19 protein-coding genes are annotated in these 16091 nt (G+C 35.8%); 13 read left to right on the forward strand and 6 right to left on the reverse strand.

Annotated elements, in window-relative coordinates; genetic code table 11:
• Positions 1–487 precede the first annotated feature (487 nt).
• Positions 488–1567, forward strand: a complete 1080-nt coding sequence (locus tag R6U77_RS12350; protein ID WP_319835865.1) for a hypothetical protein — start codon at positions 488–490, stop codon at positions 1565–1567.
• 400 nt (positions 1568–1967) lie between these two features.
• Here the strand turns inward: R6U77_RS12350 and R6U77_RS12355 are convergent, their stop codons facing one another.
• The 3 genes from R6U77_RS12355 to R6U77_RS12365 are packed head-to-tail and all read right to left on the reverse strand — an operon-like array spanning position 1968 to position 3612.
• Positions 1968–2348 (reverse strand): hypothetical protein, encoded by a 381-nt coding sequence (locus tag R6U77_RS12355; RefSeq protein ID WP_319835866.1) that lies wholly within the window; start codon positions 2346–2348, stop codon positions 1968–1970.
• A gap of 52 nt (positions 2349–2400) precedes the next feature.
• Positions 2401–2553: a hypothetical protein gene (locus R6U77_RS12360; RefSeq protein WP_319835867.1), complete on the reverse strand. Its 153-nt coding sequence runs from the start codon at positions 2551–2553 to the stop codon at positions 2401–2403.
• A gap of 48 nt (positions 2554–2601) precedes the next feature.
• Positions 2602–3612, reverse strand: coding sequence for a DUF2332 domain-containing protein (locus tag R6U77_RS12365; RefSeq protein ID WP_319835868.1), 1011 nt, complete (start codon positions 3610–3612; stop codon positions 2602–2604).
• A gap of 111 nt (positions 3613–3723) precedes the next feature.
• Here R6U77_RS12365 and R6U77_RS12370 point away from each other — a divergent pair, with 111 nt between their 5' ends.
• The 8 genes from R6U77_RS12370 to R6U77_RS12405 all read left to right on the forward strand — a co-directional run bounded on the left by R6U77_RS12370 (position 3724) and on the right by R6U77_RS12405 (position 9786).
• Entirely contained in the window at positions 3724–4608 is an 885-nt protein-coding gene (locus R6U77_RS12370) for a LysR family transcriptional regulator (protein WP_319835869.1), read from the forward strand.
• Between the two features lie 453 nt (positions 4609–5061).
• A complete protein-coding gene (gene plsY, locus R6U77_RS12375) occupies positions 5062–5634 on the forward strand; it encodes a glycerol-3-phosphate 1-O-acyltransferase PlsY (protein WP_319835870.1) in 573 nt (190 codons plus the stop codon).
• Between the two features lie 433 nt (positions 5635–6067).
• Positions 6068–6616 (forward strand): hypothetical protein, encoded by a 549-nt coding sequence (locus R6U77_RS12380; protein WP_319835871.1) that lies wholly within the window; start codon positions 6068–6070, stop codon positions 6614–6616.
• A gap of 556 nt (positions 6617–7172) precedes the next feature.
• On the forward strand, positions 7173–7853 hold the full coding sequence (locus tag R6U77_RS12385; RefSeq protein ID WP_319835872.1) for a helix-turn-helix domain-containing protein: 681 nt from the start codon (positions 7173–7175) through the stop codon (positions 7851–7853).
• A 333-nt stretch (positions 7854–8186) separates the two neighbouring features.
• Complete coding sequence (gene infC / locus R6U77_RS12390; protein WP_107840680.1) at positions 8187–8693, forward strand: translation initiation factor IF-3; 507 nt, start codon at positions 8187–8189, stop codon at positions 8691–8693.
• A 32-nt stretch (positions 8694–8725) separates the two neighbouring features.
• Entirely contained in the window at positions 8726–8926 is a 201-nt protein-coding gene (rpmI, locus tag R6U77_RS12395; RefSeq protein ID WP_293926149.1) for a 50S ribosomal protein L35, read from the forward strand.
• A gap of 68 nt (positions 8927–8994) precedes the next feature.
• Positions 8995–9354, forward strand: coding sequence for a 50S ribosomal protein L20 (rplT, locus tag R6U77_RS12400; protein ID WP_107840681.1), 360 nt, complete (start codon positions 8995–8997; stop codon positions 9352–9354).
• A gap of 162 nt (positions 9355–9516) precedes the next feature.
• Positions 9517–9786 carry a DUF1294 domain-containing protein gene (locus tag R6U77_RS12405; RefSeq protein ID WP_406601042.1) on the forward strand — a complete coding sequence of 90 codons (270 nt, stop codon included), beginning with the start codon at positions 9517–9519 and terminating at the stop codon, positions 9784–9786.
• Positions 9787–9808: 22 nt separating this feature from the next.
• Here the strand turns inward: R6U77_RS12405 and R6U77_RS12410 are convergent, their stop codons facing one another.
• The 3 genes from R6U77_RS12410 to pxpB all read right to left on the reverse strand — a co-directional run bounded on the left by R6U77_RS12410 (position 9809) and on the right by pxpB (position 11920).
• Positions 9809–10207, reverse strand: a complete 399-nt coding sequence (locus R6U77_RS12410; protein WP_293926154.1) for a sigma-w pathway protein ysdB — start codon at positions 10205–10207, stop codon at positions 9809–9811.
• A 67-nt stretch (positions 10208–10274) separates the two neighbouring features.
• Positions 10275–11210 (reverse strand): 5-oxoprolinase subunit C family protein, encoded by a 936-nt coding sequence (locus tag R6U77_RS12415; RefSeq protein ID WP_319835873.1) that lies wholly within the window; start codon positions 11208–11210, stop codon positions 10275–10277.
• Positions 11207–11920 (reverse strand): 5-oxoprolinase subunit PxpB, encoded by a 714-nt coding sequence (pxpB, locus tag R6U77_RS12420; RefSeq protein ID WP_406601043.1) that lies wholly within the window; start codon positions 11918–11920, stop codon positions 11207–11209. Before pxpB ends, R6U77_RS12415 begins: the two co-directional genes overlap by 4 nt.
• Positions 11921–11974: 54 nt before the next feature.
• On the opposite strand from pxpB, the gene R6U77_RS12425 reads away from it, so the two are divergent.
• The 4 genes from R6U77_RS12425 (at position 11975) to argF (ending at position 15810) form a co-directional block, all read left to right on the forward strand.
• Positions 11975–12733, forward strand: a complete 759-nt coding sequence (locus R6U77_RS12425) for a LamB/YcsF family protein (protein WP_319835875.1) — start codon at positions 11975–11977, stop codon at positions 12731–12733.
• A 70-nt stretch (positions 12734–12803) separates the two neighbouring features.
• Positions 12804–13892 (forward strand): M42 family metallopeptidase, encoded by a 1089-nt coding sequence (locus R6U77_RS12430; RefSeq protein ID WP_293926162.1) that lies wholly within the window; start codon positions 12804–12806, stop codon positions 13890–13892.
• Between the two features lie 65 nt (positions 13893–13957).
• Positions 13958–14692, forward strand: a complete 735-nt coding sequence (locus R6U77_RS12435; protein WP_319835876.1) for a DUF3784 domain-containing protein — start codon at positions 13958–13960, stop codon at positions 14690–14692.
• Between the two features lie 152 nt (positions 14693–14844).
• Complete coding sequence (gene argF / locus R6U77_RS12440; RefSeq protein WP_319835877.1) at positions 14845–15810, forward strand: ornithine carbamoyltransferase; 966 nt, start codon at positions 14845–14847, stop codon at positions 15808–15810.
• The last annotated feature ends 281 nt before the right edge of the window (positions 15811–16091 follow it).

Raw genomic sequence — 16091 nt, forward strand, 5'->3', positions numbered from 1 at the left:
TTTAGTTTAGCTGAACAAGTATGTATTGCAACCAATAGGCGCTCATTCTGGGTCACTACCTGCATCTAAAATCCAAGAGCAGATAGGCGCGCAGCAAGATGATTGCTGAATTTGAGCTAGCGAAATTAGACGAATCGCAATGGTTGCAAGCCATTATGAGGCACTAGATAAAGCATGTACATCTAAAGACTGTGATGGTTTTATTCAATTGATTGCATTTGAAATAGAGGTTTTGTTGGATTTGTATTTATTTGTGATAAAGTGAATCTTACCATAATTATGAATGTTTTAATTGAAAAATTATTTATTATTTAATAATTAGTATTAATTATAAAGTAGAATTATTTTATTTTCGTCAACATGGGAATTTGTATAGTAAATATACTTATATAATGTTAGTGTTTAAACAGGAGTATATGATTGAAACTTAAAAGAGATATGTTTTTTAATAAATATAGTTATTTAAATTGAGGGAGGAGTAAATTTAGTGGTGGTTCTGAATAATAAAGAAGATTTTTATATTGATATTAAAAATAGAACAATGGATATTTATGAACAATACCAGTATATTATAAAAGAAGCTTTAAAAAAAGATACCTCAAAATATAGTTTGAAATTTTGTCTTAAAGAGGATTCAAATTTAGGAGGAAAAGCTTGGTCAACTAACTATTTAGATAATATACAAGTAAATAAAGGGGTTATAGATAATTTTTTTGACTACTTTTATGGGTTTACAAAAATGCAAACGGATGATTTTTTGAAAAAATTACGTACGGATCACGAAGAAGAAGTATCGTATGAGTTTATAAAATTTGATGATAATGGGAATGTTAATCTTTTTGATAGTAAAGTTATAGATTACAAATTAGCTGGGTTACTTACGATTTTTGTATCTCGTTTTATTATTACTCATGAATTAGGTCATCTACTTAACGGGCATTGTGAATATTTAATTTCAAAAGAGAAAAATAGTGTACAATACATTTCGATGTTTGAAGAAGAGAATAGCAAAAATATAAAAAATGTATCATCATTAGATTTCAGAACTTTAGAAATGGATGCAGATGCATTTGCCGCAACGGATAATTTCAGAAATTTAATCTTACTTTATGAAAAATTTGAAGACAGGGTTGACAAAGATTTAAATATAAAACCGATAGAATTATTTTATTGGTGGTCATTTGCAATTAGAAGTAACTTTTTAATAACACAGAGAATTTTAAGTGACGAAGAATATAGACCAGATAGAAAGCATTTGCCGAGTGTAGCGCGATGGATTTTAATACTGGGCTCAATAGTAGATATTATAGATAAGGGTATGTATAAGATAAATTATAAGGCTGAAGATAATAAAGGAAAATTATTAGAATCTTTAACTACTGGATTCTTATTTGCCGAAAAATGTTATAATGAGCGTTTTCATACAAATTATAATTGTTTAGAAGAAACTATTAATAACATAGATTATGGGCATTACGCAACAGCAACTCAAACAAATTGGGGAAATCTAGTGAATAAATTGGAGGAATTTTCTAGATTGCCTTTGTATAAATCAAATAACGTTTAAGTGGAACCTGCTGTACTAGAAAATTAGTAAGGCGGATTTTGTACTAAGTCATAAAAATATGATTTTTAATGTATTACTGACTTATTTTCGTTTATATAAAACTATAAAGTAATAATACTCTTTGTATGGGAGAAGGCATAATTAATTCTAAAAAGGTTTCCAGTCACTATTTATTACACCATGGCAGAGGGAATGACTGGAAATGCAGGGCTTTCTGAAAATGATTCTGAAGAGATATTTAATATCTGGATTTAGATTAGAGGTTAATTTTTTCTTTGCCCTTAAACATCGCTTAGCTCCATCATGGTGAACCTTACCATAACCAAGCTTAAACACCACCTAAAACACTATAAAAACAAACATTTTAGGTGGTTCTATTTTATTGTAAAGCCCAATTACTTCACTTTTTCAACGTCCCGACCCACACATCTCCAACATTCACCTTATAAAGGACATCATTTTGAATCTTTTCCATTCGATAAGATCGATGGATAATCTTTTCTACATCCACGATAGTTCTTAATTTTAAGTCAATATCTTCTTTCAGGTCAGATGCCCAATAATCATCGGCAGCGATATGTAGTTCCCATTGAAACCTTGATAATCGTTCTTCTGACGACTTATATTTCTCTAGTGGGAATGTCTTTAGAGTTGGGTTTTTATCGAATGTATACTCGTAAAAATCTAAGCAATCTTTATACGCAACAACAATTTGAGAGCGAATAAAATTTGGTTCATACAACCATATTTTTAAATAAAAATCTTCCTTTTTACTATTCATTTGTTCATATCAATTGAAATAAACATCAATCATAGCATGTAATAATAAACGATTAAACCAATTTGGCGGGTTTCTTTGAAAATGGATGAATCCATAATTTGACGTAGCTCCTTTGGTAGTGGCGAATACTATCCATATCAAGATTAATTGCATCCTGCGTCCATCCTCGAAGCTTCTTCTTTTTAGAATGATAAAATTCTTTCATGTTAGTCAACTCCTAGCATTTGAGAAAGGCTTTAAAATATACTCCATTTTAGCTCCAATAAAAGAAGTTTCCATGTCCATCAGTATTTTTTAACGTTTTCATTGATAGCATCATTTCTTGCTCAATAAAATCTACATGCAAGTCTGAATCATATAAATTATTATAGATATGGTAAATACTATGCAGGTTACTTAATTGCTTGAGCGTTGTTAACAGCTTTTCTTTTAACTGCACTGTAAACTGATTGGCTACATGTGTATGAAAAATAATCACTTGGCTGTCTTTTAAGTCTTGCTCTTCAAATATGGATGGGAGAATCTTTCTAAAATCTCCTGTGTATAAAAGTTTAGGATAGTACGCGTGAATCGTGCGTGCTTTCTCTAAATTTTCTTTTCTATGGATAAGCTCTGGCCAAATTAAGCTTTTTAACCATAAATACTGTTCTTCATCTTTTAGGTCAATAATATTTAAATCAATACCAATACGATGCTTAATAGAAGGCTTTTTGAATAAAGGTAGCGGTTTGCCTAAGTTTTGAGCATAGAGCGTTAAATAACTATTTTCGTCCCCATAAGAAATTGAAGGGGATTGGTTTATTTCATAGCGATAACCATCTAAATTCAATAATAAGCCAGCACTTGTGCCAATTTCAATTAATGTTAAAGGCTTATTTACCTTTTGAGCAATTTCGGAAAAAATAGGATACAAATAGCTAGCACGTTGTACCTCATTCGTTTGGACAAGCTTTGTTTGGAATAAGTGGATTAGCTCATCCTCATATTGTGTACAGAATTGAATAAGCAGCTGAAAGCTTTCTGCAAAATCAACCTTAAAGGGATGATCGAACACATGTTTCAAAGGTGTTTCCTTTTGCATAGCTAGATATTGCACGGAGGCAAAAAATAAATTTGGCTTTGGCTGCGTTAGTGGGATATGTTTCATTAGCTGTAACAGTAGCTCATTAGTAATGATGTGCTCACACCAATATTTATACAGTGGGCTATTACCCTTTGCTTCATAAGTAGCAAAGCGCTGAAAAGCTGTAATTAATTTCTCCATCTTTACACCTCATTTCATCGATTGACAATAGTGTATAATTAACCTGATATTAAATAAATTAATGAATTTTAATTTCTTTAATTAATATTTTTAATCAAAAGGGTGGTTATGGTGGATTTAAAATGGTTAAAAACTTTTATCACAGTAGTGGAAGAGGGGAGCTTTCGTGCGGCTGCGGAAAAGCTATATATTTCTCAGCCTAGTATAACAGTCCATATAAAATCATTAGAGGCACAATTGCAGGTTCAATTATTTATACGTGAGCATACAAAAGTAACCCTTGCGCCAATCGGTGAACAGTATTATCCGATTGCCAAAAAGTTGCTTGCACAAGTAGAGGCAAGTATGAAAGAAATTTATCAAGCATCGCTACAGCCTAAAATTCCTCTTGTTATTTCGGTTTCTCCAGCACTACTGTCTACAAAGGTTTTGAAACAAATACATGATTTTATTCATTTACATACACAGTATGATGTAGAAATTGTGATGGGTGACCAAAGCTCTTTAAATACCTCGATAAGAACCGAACAAATAGATGTGGCTATCGGTTTACAAAAAATGATATCAAAAAATTTTCACTCAGAGCGTATTCAACGTGCGCCAATGAAGCTTGTATACTCCTCTAAATTACAGCTAGATGGAGTAAATTTGAATCAACAGCTCAAGGGGCTATTTGAACAATATCCATTATATATTGGTTATTTGAATGAACACATTCCAGTGTTAGAAGAATTGGAAAGAGAGTATGGCTTAAGTAAATATCAAAAGATACACGATATGTTATTTGCAATTAAGTTGATAAAGGAAGGCTTAGGGGTTGGGCTTTTACCAGAGATTTTAATAAGCACAGAGCTGGAAGAAGGTTCATTACGAGTATTGGAGATTGGCGCAATTGCTTCGATTTATCCGATTGATATTTATATGAGCCATTTAAGAAATAATATGAATGCCATTTCTTTTTTGAGCTATATGCGAAATCAATTTATAGAAGTATAAATGTCAAATATGATTTAAGCATTGTAGATACCTATGATGTGCAAATGGGGAAAAAGCTAATGAATGAAAGTTATCGAACCAGGCAAGAAAAGGGCTACCAACATATGGTGACAGACTGGCGCATCACCAATCTTGCCTCTTCAACACTTTGGCCGAAATGCGGCTTTAAGCCGGTAGTGTATCGGATGGTGAGGTATATTGCTTAGGTGAATTTTAGGGGGATGTAAAGATTTAATTATATTTAGAGTAGAGACTTTATTGGATAGATATTTATTTTTGATAGGGAGAGCCTAATCATAGGAAATGTATATTAAAGAATCTAAAATAATTATGCATTCTATTTAAATCATATGTCAATAATCTAAGAAGGATTATTGGATAATTTTGTCGAATTTATTGAACAACAAATAAAAATGCTTAAAATAATAGACTAAGTAAGGAGATAATACTACTTTGAACATTTTAACTCTGATTTTAAGTTATCTAATAGGTTCCGTTTCATTTGCTTTAATAATCGGCAAAATATTTTATAAGAAAGATATTCGTAATTATGGTAGTGGAAATCTTGGTGCAACTAATGCTTATAGAGTTTTAGGAATAAAAGCAGGATTAATTGTTGCAATTGCTGATATATTAAAAGGTACACTTGCTTGTTTACTTCCATTAATACTTAATTCTACGATAAACCCTATTTTTTGCGGTTTATTAGCTATATTAGGACATATATTTTCTGTATTTGCTAATTTTAAAGGTGGAAAAGCTGTTGCGACAGCAACTGGAGTCTTTTTATTTGTGACACCTTTAGGAGTTTTGGTTGGCTTTATTGTGTTTATACTAACTTTGTTAATTACTAAGTATGTATCACTAAGTTCAATGTTAGCTAGTATAACATTATTTATTTACAGTCTAATATTTGAAGATAAGGTTATCATAGCACTTTCTCTACTAATAATCGTAGCAATACTCATTCTTCATCGACAAAATATAAAGAGAATTCTAAATGGAACAGAGAATAGAATAGTCTGAATATAGAGTGTTATTAGCTAATAAAGGCTTTAATTGAATAAGTTTCGAAAAAAGAAAAGCTTTGAGCTTAAAAAATTAACCGGAGATACTATCATTTTTAACGGACAATCTAAAAGTATTTTATGATATTTGATTATTTAACCAACTCAATATCTTATGGAGAGTATCATGAGGAAAGTATTTAAGATAACTCTATCTGTGTTTATTGTAGTATCTTCTTTTAATGCAATTGGTATTCAAATAGTTCCAGCAGTATTAGAGTTTGGAGCTTATTTTATTGGAGGTATTAAATGAATAGACAATAGGGCCACATCCAACAACAGCTCAGGAAAGCAGAGTAGCTTACTGAATGGGGAGAAAATACACCACTAGAATAGATAGTGTATGTATATTCTAAATTGCAATAATAGAGTAAAAAGCGAGGGGATTATATATGTCATTAGCGCATGATTTTAAAATATATCAAGAAGAAATTGAATTAATAAGAGTTCAAACTCGTGTGGAATGTGATTTGTACTCCATAATTGCTTGTGTGATTAGAGAAAGAGAAAACAGTAAGGACATTTCTTTGCGAGAAGTTTCTCAACGTCGAAAAACCCAATTTTCAGAAAAAATGTGGGGAGATTCAGGGTTTGCAGACTTTGTGATATTAGAAAGAAATCAAAAATTTGATAAACCGTACGGAGCCATTGAAGTTAAAACAATGATTAAGAATTTGAATGATAATTCACAACAGCTAAAAAATCACCTTGATTTTTATAAAAAAGTAATTTACACGAACGGTCTCAAATGGCGATATTATGAGGTGGATAATCTTCCAAAGCCTGTATGGGAATGTGAACTTGGTGAGCTTTGTAGAAATGAAAAATGGAATGAGAGGAGCAGGGTTGAAGTACAAATTAGCAATGAGAAAATCCATTGGAATAGTGAAGAGAGCTGGGAAAAACTATTAGATGGTCTAGAAAAAATTAATTGGCGCTAAGTAAGAGCGAGTTTGGGCGGTCTTTTATAATTGAAGAGTATCGATTTAAAGAATTTAATAATGAAAAAATATATCTTCCTTTACAGCGAGGCTCTCTTTTGACATTTTAAATATGGATAAAGAGTTTCAGTGTGGTTTAGAGGTGTTATAAAGTGAGGTAGGCTAGAATCTGCCTCTTAGTCATTTCCGAGGGAATAATATATTGTCATAATTTCACCAATTTAAGGAACGATGTTTATTACTTTACCATAAAGCTAACATTGAGCCTTATCATAAGTAAGTTTTTTAGAAGAGCACTGTCCCTAATTGGAGGATAGTGCTCTTTAACTATGCGTGACAAACTTATCTAGAAGACGGTAAACAGGTTTTACTTTGGGCTTTTTAGGGTGGGGAAATTAATGATTATATGCCAGCACTGTGTTTTAAAAAAAGAGGAGAAAACGTTGATATATCAACAATGACAAGAATCTTGTCATTGAAAAATCAGGATGTGCAAAAGCTTATCTAGTCATTTAACTAGACTTGAAATAATCTGATTTTAGAAAGGAGACGAGTTATGAATTTATCTGGAAAAATAAAAAAAATAAGAGTAGAAAATAAGCTAACTCAAGAGCAATTAGCTGAAAAATTGCAAGTATCGAGATCCACTATATCAAGCTGGGAAACAGGGAGGAGTTATCCTGATTTAGAAATGGTTATTGTCATTTGTGACTGCTTTAATGTTTCTTTAGATTTTTTATTAAGAGAGGATGAGGAAATGGTGCGAAAATTGAATTTCGGAATGAAACAAAAAAGAATATTAATAGGGTTAGTATTTATTTTAGCAGCATTGTTAATTAATACATTAGTAAGCACGACATCATTTCAAGCGAATATGAAAAATTTGGAAATAACTAACATTAATCTAATTCGGGATGTAAGTTATAATGGAGAAAATCCATATAAAGATTGGAATACAACAATTAATTTAGATATGAAATCTAAAAATATATTTTTTAAACCTGTAGCGAATGAGCTATTAGTTTTCAATGATAATGGGAATTTAACCATACAAGCAAATTGGTCATTTAGCATATTTAACATATTTGATACACAGCGAACTGTTCAAGCTGACCAGTCTGTTTTAATTAATAGTGACGTATCAAATGATGCTATTACATTGAAATTGCGTGGAGATAAATCGGATAAATCCATTCCATTTCAAGTATCTAATATCATTAACCTGTCTAAAAATTAGGAATGGAGAATAAGCTAATATTTTTTATTGACATTCAAAATCCCCCATGCTATTATAAATAAGGTTAATAAATACAAAGTTTGTGGTTGAAGTAGAGGCTGCCCGCTTCTCACCTGATGTTCGACGCATTTTAGTAGTTGACAGGTTTGACACGTTGAATTGTTATACGTATGAGTACGTATGCACATATAGCGGGCGGACATCTTCTACAATGTCCGTCCTTTTTTTGTGGATAAACGTAAAAGATGTACCGTTCAACCGGGTAAGAGTACTTGCTCAAACCATGTATTTGTTCGCGACACTACTTGGAGGTGGATTATTATTAGCAAAGACATGTATGTAAACGAAGGCATTCGCGCGCGTGAACTTCGTCTTATCGACCATAATGGTGACCAACTTGGTGTGAAAACACGCAATGAGGCGCTTGAAATTGCCGCTCGTGTAAACTTGGATCTTGTCCTTGTGGCTCCTCAAGCCAAGCCGCCAGTCGCACGTATCATGGACTATGGTAAATTTAAGTTCGAACAGCAAAAGAAAGATCGCGAAATTCGTAAAAATCAAAAGGTCATCGTGATGAAAGAGGTTCGTTTGAGCCCAACAATCGATGAGCATGATTACCAAACGAAGCTACGTGCAGCAATTAAGTTCCTTGAAAAAGGAGACAAAGTAAAAGCAAGCATTCGCTTTAAAGGTCGTGCGATTACACACAAAGAAATTGGTCAACGTGTGTTAGATCGCTTTGCTGAAGCTTGTGCCGAAGTTGCAACGGTTGAACAAAAACCGAAAATGGATGGCCGCAGCATGTTTTTAGTTCTTCAACCAAAGAACGAAAAACAATAATATTTAGTATTTAGTTTAGGAGGAAATTCGACATGCCAAAAATGAAAACTCACCGTGGCGCTGCTAAGCGTTTCAAAAAAACGGGTACTGGAAAATTAAAATTTGACCGTGCTTATGGTAGCCACTTATTTGCTAACAAATCAACTAAGCAAAAGCGTCACTTACGTAAAGCGAAAGTCGCTACTTCAGGCGATTTCAAACGTATCCGTTCATTATTAACTTACATGAAATAATCACAATTGAACAGTCAGGTTCAAATCTAAAATAATCTATTCGAAAGAATTAGCAGGAGGTAATTACTATGCCACGCGTAAAAGGCGGAACAGTAACACGCGCACGTCGCAAAAAAGTATTAAAATTAGCTAAAGGTTACTACGGTTCAAAACACACTCTATATAAAGTAGCTAACCAAGCAGTAATGAAATCAGGTCAATATGCATACCGTGACCGTCGTCAAAAGAAACGTGATTTCCGTAAATTATGGATCACTCGTATCAATGCGGCAGCACGCATCAACGGTCTTTCTTACAGCCGTTTAATGCACGGTTTAAAAGTTGCAGGTATCGAAGTTAACCGTAAAATGTTAGCTGACTTAGCTGTAAACGATGCAGCAGCATTCGCTCAATTAGCAGACGCTGCAAAAAATGCACAAGCTAAATAAGAATCGAATTTCTTTGATTTAAAAATTAGCATTGCAAATAAGCTTGTACTTTGTATTTCTGCATCGAAAGTGTCAGCGACAGAAGCAAAAAACGCACAAGCTAAATAATGAATACAGACTGGTGGGTATCCATCAGTCTTTTTTCTTGTATGGGGTGAAAAAATGAAAATAGAATTTGCTGCACTTGCATATGTAGCAGTCATGTCGCTTATCCTTTGCATACTGATGTATCGTGATAAGGCAAAAGCAACGAAAAAAGAGTGGCGTATTGCAGAAAAAACATTATTTAGCGTAGCCATTTTAGGTGGGGCAATTGGTGGTGTGCTTGGCATGTATTTATTCCGTCATAAAACGCGCCACAATTCCTTTGCATTTGGCTTTCCATTGCTTGCAGCCTTACAAATTTACGTGCTTGTTACATTATTGAAGTAATATAAAAAGAAAGTAGTCAAGCTTATAGATGCTCGCTACTTTCTTCTTTCATTAACTGTTCAATTGGATTTTTCCAGCTAATTTTTGCATTTGGATAGCTCATTTTAATTTCTTTTTCTAAATATAAAAAATCGCTTTTCGTCAATCCTTGTAGCTTCATCGTATCATGGACAAAGACAAAAATCGAAATAACTTCAAATGCATCCTCTGTTGCCCCTAAATATTTTTCACCTTCAAAAAGTGCTCCTTTATAAGAAATAAAGAAATTTTTGCGCACGTTTTTTACATCATCATAAAAATAATATTGCCCGTTTTCATAAGCTTCATCTAGCTTGCGTTTCGGATCGATCAGATAGCGAACTCCTTTATAAAATATGTAAATAACCACAACTAAAATTAGCACTCGAAGTAGAAGAGCCATGAAAAGTTCCCCCTTGTTAGTCCATAGTCCCTCCTATACGAATGAGTTACGTAAAAGGTTTCATTTTTTATAAAAAATTTTTTAATAATGCTAATTGCTGTTGCTGCCTCATATAAATATTCTGTGCTTCTTCTATTGAGACAGTGGTAAAGCGGATTTTCGCTAATGGTTGAAGCTGTGCGAGCTTTGGTAAATCCGCTTGAATCACTTGTGCAATTTTTGGATACCCACCTGTTGTTTGGCAATCTGCCATTAACACAATCGGCTGCCCGCTAGGTGGTACTTGAATAGTACCGAATGTAACCGCCTCGGAAATTAAATCCTTTTGCAGCGAGCGTGTTAAGCACATATCGCTTTGTAGCCGATAACCCATGCGATCAGCATCTGTTGATAATTGAAAAGCTGTCGATAAAAAGAACTCTTGGCTTTCCTTTGTAAAGGCTTGCCACTCTGTTCCCTCTGTTATACGAATCGTTACATCATTAGAAAACTCGATAAAATGCTCTGGCTTCACAAAATAATTTGTACGTCTAGCATCGCTTGCTCTGATTGGCAACACATCCCCCTTTTGTAGAGCACGACCGTGAAAGCCGCCTATTTTTGCGCGCAAATAAGTACTGCGGCTACCTAAAATGCCAGGTACTTGCAAGCCATGCTTGACGGCAATATAGCCTCTAGCACCAATTGTAGCGGTTGCACATTGCAAAACACTTCCTGCCTTCACGGAAACAGGGCGCCACATAGGGCAAGGCTTATCGTTTAACAGTGGCAGGAAATTGGCACCAGTAATTGCGATGACCGTATCTACATCAAAGCGTAAAGTAGGGCCAATCATCGTTATTTCGATAGCTGCTTTATTTTCTTGCTGTAGTAATAATTGCCCGATGTGATAAGATAACCTATCCATTGCACCGCTCACGATAACCCCATATTGCTGGCTAGCATAGCGCCCGCCATCTTGCAAGGTTGAAAAAAGTCCTGGTTTTATTACTGTAATCGTCATATGAAATCCCTCCATTGCTGTGCAGAGATAGCTCGGAAACGTATGCGGTCTCCAGCCTGTAAATAGGTCGGTGGGTATTGCTCAGGCAAAAATAGTCGCTGGGGTGTTCTCCCGATAATTTGCCAGCCGCCCGGTGTTTCGAAAGGATAGACCCCTGTTTGCTGTCCACCAATCCCGACAGAGCCTGCTGGGATTGTTAAACGGGGTACTTCTTTGCGAGGTGTGGCAATGGTTTCGTCCAGCCCTCCTAAAAAAGCAAAGCCAGGTGCAAAGCCGAGCATATAAACAATATATTGCTGTGAGCTATGGCGTTCAATAATTTCCTCTTCTGATAACCCATGATAGCTCGCAACAAAGGCTAAATCGGGTCCGTATTCACCACCATATACAACAGGAATATCAATTAAGCGACGCGTGGATAAATCATGCTGCTCATTTTTCGTCAGCAAGCTTTGCAAATAGGTAACAATGCTTTCATAAATCGTTTGTGAAGGTTTGCGCACGACTTGCATCACATCATAATAAATACAAATCGATGTATAACTTGGGACCGCTTCAATCATCCCTTGAAATGGCTGCTCTTCAATCGTTTTATGAAAATGCTGGATTTCTTGATGTGTTGTAATGGAAATGCTATCACCAAAAACGATCAGCAGTGCGCAATCATTTAAAGGTTTAAAGGTAATATGCGTCAATATAATAACCTCCATGAATTGTGTGTGTGCCTGGCACTTATTATAATAGAAACAAGGAGAGGATAATAGATGTATAAAGTAGATATAAATTGCGATTTAGGTGAAGGCTTTGGCAATTATCGATTAGGTGAAGCGGAGGAAATACTGCAATATATCACTTCAGTCAACATTGCCTGTGGCTTTCATGCAGGTGACCCGGCAGTGATGCGTGAAACGATTAAATTAGCGTTACAATATGATGTGAAAATTGGTGCACATCCTGGTCTGCCTGATTTAGTTGGCTTTGGCCGGCGTGAAATGGCGATTTCACCGCAGGAAGCATACGATATGGTTGTCTATCAAATCGGTGCATTGCAAGCATTTTTAACAACAATGCATGCACAAATGCAGCATGTAAAGCCACATGGTGCTTTATATAATATGGCAACGAAAAATCAAGCGTTAGCAGAGGCGGTTGCCCAAGCTGTTTACGATGTTTCACCAAAGTTAATTTTATTTGGCTTAGCTTCAAGTGCTTTAACAGAAGCGGGAGAAAAAATCGGTTTACAAACAGCACACGAGGTGTTTGCGGATCGTACGTATCAGTCAGATGGCACGCTTACGTCACGCAATGAGCCAAACGCGCTCATTACAAGTGGGGAGCAGGCGGTGCAACAAATTGTGCAAATGGTGAAGCATGGCAAGGTGACATCACAGCAAGGAATAGATGTTGTGCTGCGTGCAGATACGATTTGTTTACATGGGGATGGTGAGCATGCAGTGCAATTTGCACAATTAGTACAGCAGAAATTGTTGGCTGAGCAAATTGTCGTAAAAGCATTTCAATGAAATGTTTTCTTTTCATCGGAAGCGTTTTCACGTTATAATAAAAGGGCAGTATATTTAGGAGGTCGGAATAATGACACAATTAGATGCAACATTACAAATGTTGAAGGATTTAACGGATGCAAATGGTATCCCAGGAAATGAGCGTGCACCACGTGAAGTGATGAAAAAATACATAGCACCTTTTGCTGATGAAATGGAAACAGATAATTTAGGCAGCTTAATCGCCAAAAAAGTAGGTGATACGAACGGACCAAAAATTATGGTTTCAGGACACTTAGATGAAATCGGCTTAATGGTAACAAAAATTGATGATAAAGGCTTTATTAGCTTCCAAACAGTTGGCGGCTGGTGGGGGCAAGTGATGCTTGCACAGCGCATGACGATTACAACACGCAGCGGTGAAGAAATTATCGGTGTTATCGGTTCAAAGCCACCACATATTTTGCCTGCGGAAGTACGCAAAAAGCCAGTGGATATTAAAGATATGTTTATCGATGTTGGCGCTACTTCAAAAGAAGAGGCGATGGAATGGGGCATTCGTCCAGGTGATATGATTACACCATATTTCGAATTCCACGTGATGAAAAATGACAAGCATCTATTAGCGAAAGCATGGGATAACCGTATCGGCTGTGCAATTGCCATTGATGTATTGCGTGCATTAAAGGATGAAAAGCATCCCAATATCGTATACGGTGTAGGTAGCGTACAAGAGGAAATCGGTTTACGTGGTGCAAAAACAGCGACACATAAAATTCAACCAGATATCGGCTTTGCGGTAGATGTAGGTATCGCAGGGGATACACCAGGGGTAACACCAAAGGAATCGACATCGAAAATGGGCGCAGGTCCACAAATCGTCATCTATGATGCATCAATGGTTGCACATAGCGGTTTACGTGACTTTGTACTAGATGTAGCAGAAGAAAATAACATTCCTTACCAATTTGAAACAATCGCAGGTGGCGGTACAGATGCTGGGGCAATTCATATTACAGCGAACGGTGTACCATCGCTTGCAATTGGTGTAGCAACGCGCTATATTCATTCACATGCTGGGATTTTACACCGTGATGACTATGAAAATGCGGTGAAATTAATCGTTGAAGTAATTAAAAAATTAGACCGTGATACAGTGAATCAAATTATTTTTGAATAAAATTGTCAGGTAGAAATATTCGAGAGTGAATATTTCTACCTTTTTTCAAAAGAAAGGAGAGCACAATGGTTTGGATAATTATTGCCGCAGTTTTGGTATTTTTAGGCTTTGCAGTGCATAAATTTAAATGGTATTTTCTTATTTCAGGCTATAATACGATGTCGAAGGAACAGAAGAAACATGTAGATATAGAAGGGCTCAGCCGCTTTATTGGTCGCTATATGTACGGCATCGCATTATTATTTTTAGCGTTAGGAGCTGCTGATAGGTTCGGCTATCATCGCTTGATGACGCCGCTTATTATTGTTTTAATTATTTCAGCGATTGTGATTGTAATTAAATCTCAAAAATTCAATCATAATATCATGGATGAGCATGGTAAATTGAAAAAAGGTGCAGGCAAACAACTAAAAAAACCTGCTATTATTTTAGCTGTTACATTCGTCGGTGTTGCAATTTTAATCTATTTTTCATTACAGCAAACATCTATCATCGCAACAGAGCAGCAGCTTGAAGTGAAAGGAGTGTATGGCAATGAATATGGGTGGAAAAATATACAGCAGTTAGAATTAATCGAAACGTTACCAGAAATTGCGGTGCGCACAAACGGCTCGGCAGTTGGTACAAAGCTCAAAGGACACTTTAAGCTGGAAAATGGCGAGAAAGCAAAATTGTTTGTTGATAAAAGTAAGCCGCCATTTATTCGTTTTGTTGCAGATGATCAAATTGTTATTTTTAATTTAGCTTCAAGCGAGGAAACAAGGGCAATGTATGAAACGATGCAGCGCTATGTGAAATAAACGTGTTGAATAGACACGTTTATTTTTTGAAAAACAATGTATATTTATCGAAAGTTTTAAATAAATATTAAAAAACATAAAAATACACTTGATTTTATATTTATTCATACGTATAATGAAAACAACATAAAGTTACAGAGGTGCGTATAAATATGAAATTATTAGAAGAGGTACAGTTAAAGCCTGTTGACAGTTTAAAGGGAAAAGATTTATTAACATTGCTTGATTACACAAGCGAGGAAGTGCAGGCATTAATCAAGCTTGCAACACAGATGAAAATCGTGACAAAGCAAGGCAAATGCCCACGTTTACTAGAAGGTAAGACGCTTGGCATGATTTTTGAAAAAAGCTCCACTCGTACACGCGTTTCATTTGAAGTAGGCATGCAGCAGCTAGGTGGCTATGGCATGTATATGAATGCACGCGATATGCAAATCGGTCGTGGAGAGCCTGTTGCAGATACAGGTCGTGTGTTATCAGGTTATTTAGATGGAATTATGATTCGTGCCAATTCTCACACGATGGTCGAGGAGCTTGCACAATCTGCAACAATCCCAGTGATTAACGGTTTAACAGATTTAGATCATCCTTGCCAAGCATTAGCTGACTTAGAAACAATCGCTGAGCATAAAGGCGAGCTAAAAGGCTTGAAGGTAGCATATGTAGGTGATGGCAATAATGTGGCACATGCACTTGTCATTGCAGCGGCACATGTAGGAATGCATGTAGCAGTAGCAACACCTGCTGGCTATGAATGTGATGCAACAATTATGGAGCAGGCACAACAAATTGCACTAGCAAATGGTGGCTCTGTACTTGCAACACATAACCCAGTTGAGGCAGTGAAAAATGCAGATGCTATTTATGCAGATGTATGGACATCGATGGGGCAGGAAGAGGAAACAGAGCAACGCTTAAAGGATTTCCGAGGCTATCAAATTAACGATGAGCTGGTCGCACATGCGAAGCCTGATTATATGTTTTTACACTGCTTACCAGCACATCGTGAAGAAGAAGTAGCGACATCTGTTATTGATGGACCAAACTCTTATATTTTTGAGCAAGCAGAAAATCGTTTGCATGCACAAAAGGCAGTATTAATTTCTTTATTAGCGTAGATAACAAGTTGCGGGTCGCAACTGTATCTAATAGATCAATTGCGCCTTGGCGTAATTGCGTCCAGATTTTTTCGAGCTAGCTCGAAAAGTACCTTTTTAAAATCTGTGACATCCACCGGAGGTTTGATTTTGATTCAGCGTTTAGCTGAATCAAAATCGGGCATTTGCAAGCAGGTAGCGCAACCAAATGCTGTCGTAGTTCCCTTTAATCGCTGTACGGGAGACGCTGTCCACGATTAAATAACTACATTGCGATGAATGTAATCAAGATGGACTACACC

Source organism: Lysinibacillus louembei (genome assembly GCF_033880585.1).
Lineage (GTDB): Bacteria > Bacillota > Bacilli > Bacillales_A > Planococcaceae > Metasolibacillus > Metasolibacillus louembei.

Excerpts from the sequence above, each read along its gene's own strand:
- rpmI (WP_293926149.1), top strand. The coding sequence starts at position 8,726 with ATGCCAAAAATGAAAACTCACCGTGGCGCTGCTAAGCGTTTCAAAAAA.
- R6U77_RS12360 (WP_319835867.1), bottom strand. The coding sequence starts at position 2,553 with ATGAAAGAATTTTATCATTCTAAAAAGAAGAAGCTTCGAGGATGGACG.
- R6U77_RS12430 (WP_293926162.1), top strand. The coding sequence starts at position 12,804 with ATGACACAATTAGATGCAACATTACAAATGTTGAAGGATTTAACGGAT.
- R6U77_RS12405 (WP_406601042.1), top strand. The coding sequence starts at position 9,517 with ATGAAAATAGAATTTGCTGCACTTGCATATGTAGCAGTCATGTCGCTT.
- R6U77_RS12365 (WP_319835868.1), bottom strand. The coding sequence starts at position 3,612 with ATGGAGAAATTAATTACAGCTTTTCAGCGCTTTGCTACTTATGAAGCA.
- R6U77_RS12385 (WP_319835872.1), top strand. The coding sequence starts at position 7,173 with ATGAATTTATCTGGAAAAATAAAAAAAATAAGAGTAGAAAATAAGCTA.
- R6U77_RS12355 (WP_319835866.1), bottom strand. The coding sequence starts at position 2,348 with ATGAATAGTAAAAAGGAAGATTTTTATTTAAAAATATGGTTGTATGAA.
- infC (WP_107840680.1), top strand. The coding sequence starts at position 8,187 with ATGTATGTAAACGAAGGCATTCGCGCGCGTGAACTTCGTCTTATCGAC.
- pxpB (WP_406601043.1), bottom strand. The coding sequence starts at position 11,920 with ATGGAGGTTATTATATTGACGCATATTACCTTTAAACCTTTAAATGAT.
- R6U77_RS12410 (WP_293926154.1), bottom strand. The coding sequence starts at position 10,207 with ATGGCTCTTCTACTTCGAGTGCTAATTTTAGTTGTGGTTATTTACATA.
- R6U77_RS12415 (WP_319835873.1), bottom strand. The coding sequence starts at position 11,210 with ATGACGATTACAGTAATAAAACCAGGACTTTTTTCAACCTTGCAAGAT.
- R6U77_RS12425 (WP_319835875.1), top strand. The coding sequence starts at position 11,975 with ATGTATAAAGTAGATATAAATTGCGATTTAGGTGAAGGCTTTGGCAAT.
- argF (WP_319835877.1), top strand. The coding sequence starts at position 14,845 with ATGAAATTATTAGAAGAGGTACAGTTAAAGCCTGTTGACAGTTTAAAG.
- rplT (WP_107840681.1), top strand. The coding sequence starts at position 8,995 with ATGCCACGCGTAAAAGGCGGAACAGTAACACGCGCACGTCGCAAAAAA.
- R6U77_RS12380 (WP_319835871.1), top strand. The coding sequence starts at position 6,068 with ATGTCATTAGCGCATGATTTTAAAATATATCAAGAAGAAATTGAATTA.
- R6U77_RS12435 (WP_319835876.1), top strand. The coding sequence starts at position 13,958 with ATGGTTTGGATAATTATTGCCGCAGTTTTGGTATTTTTAGGCTTTGCA.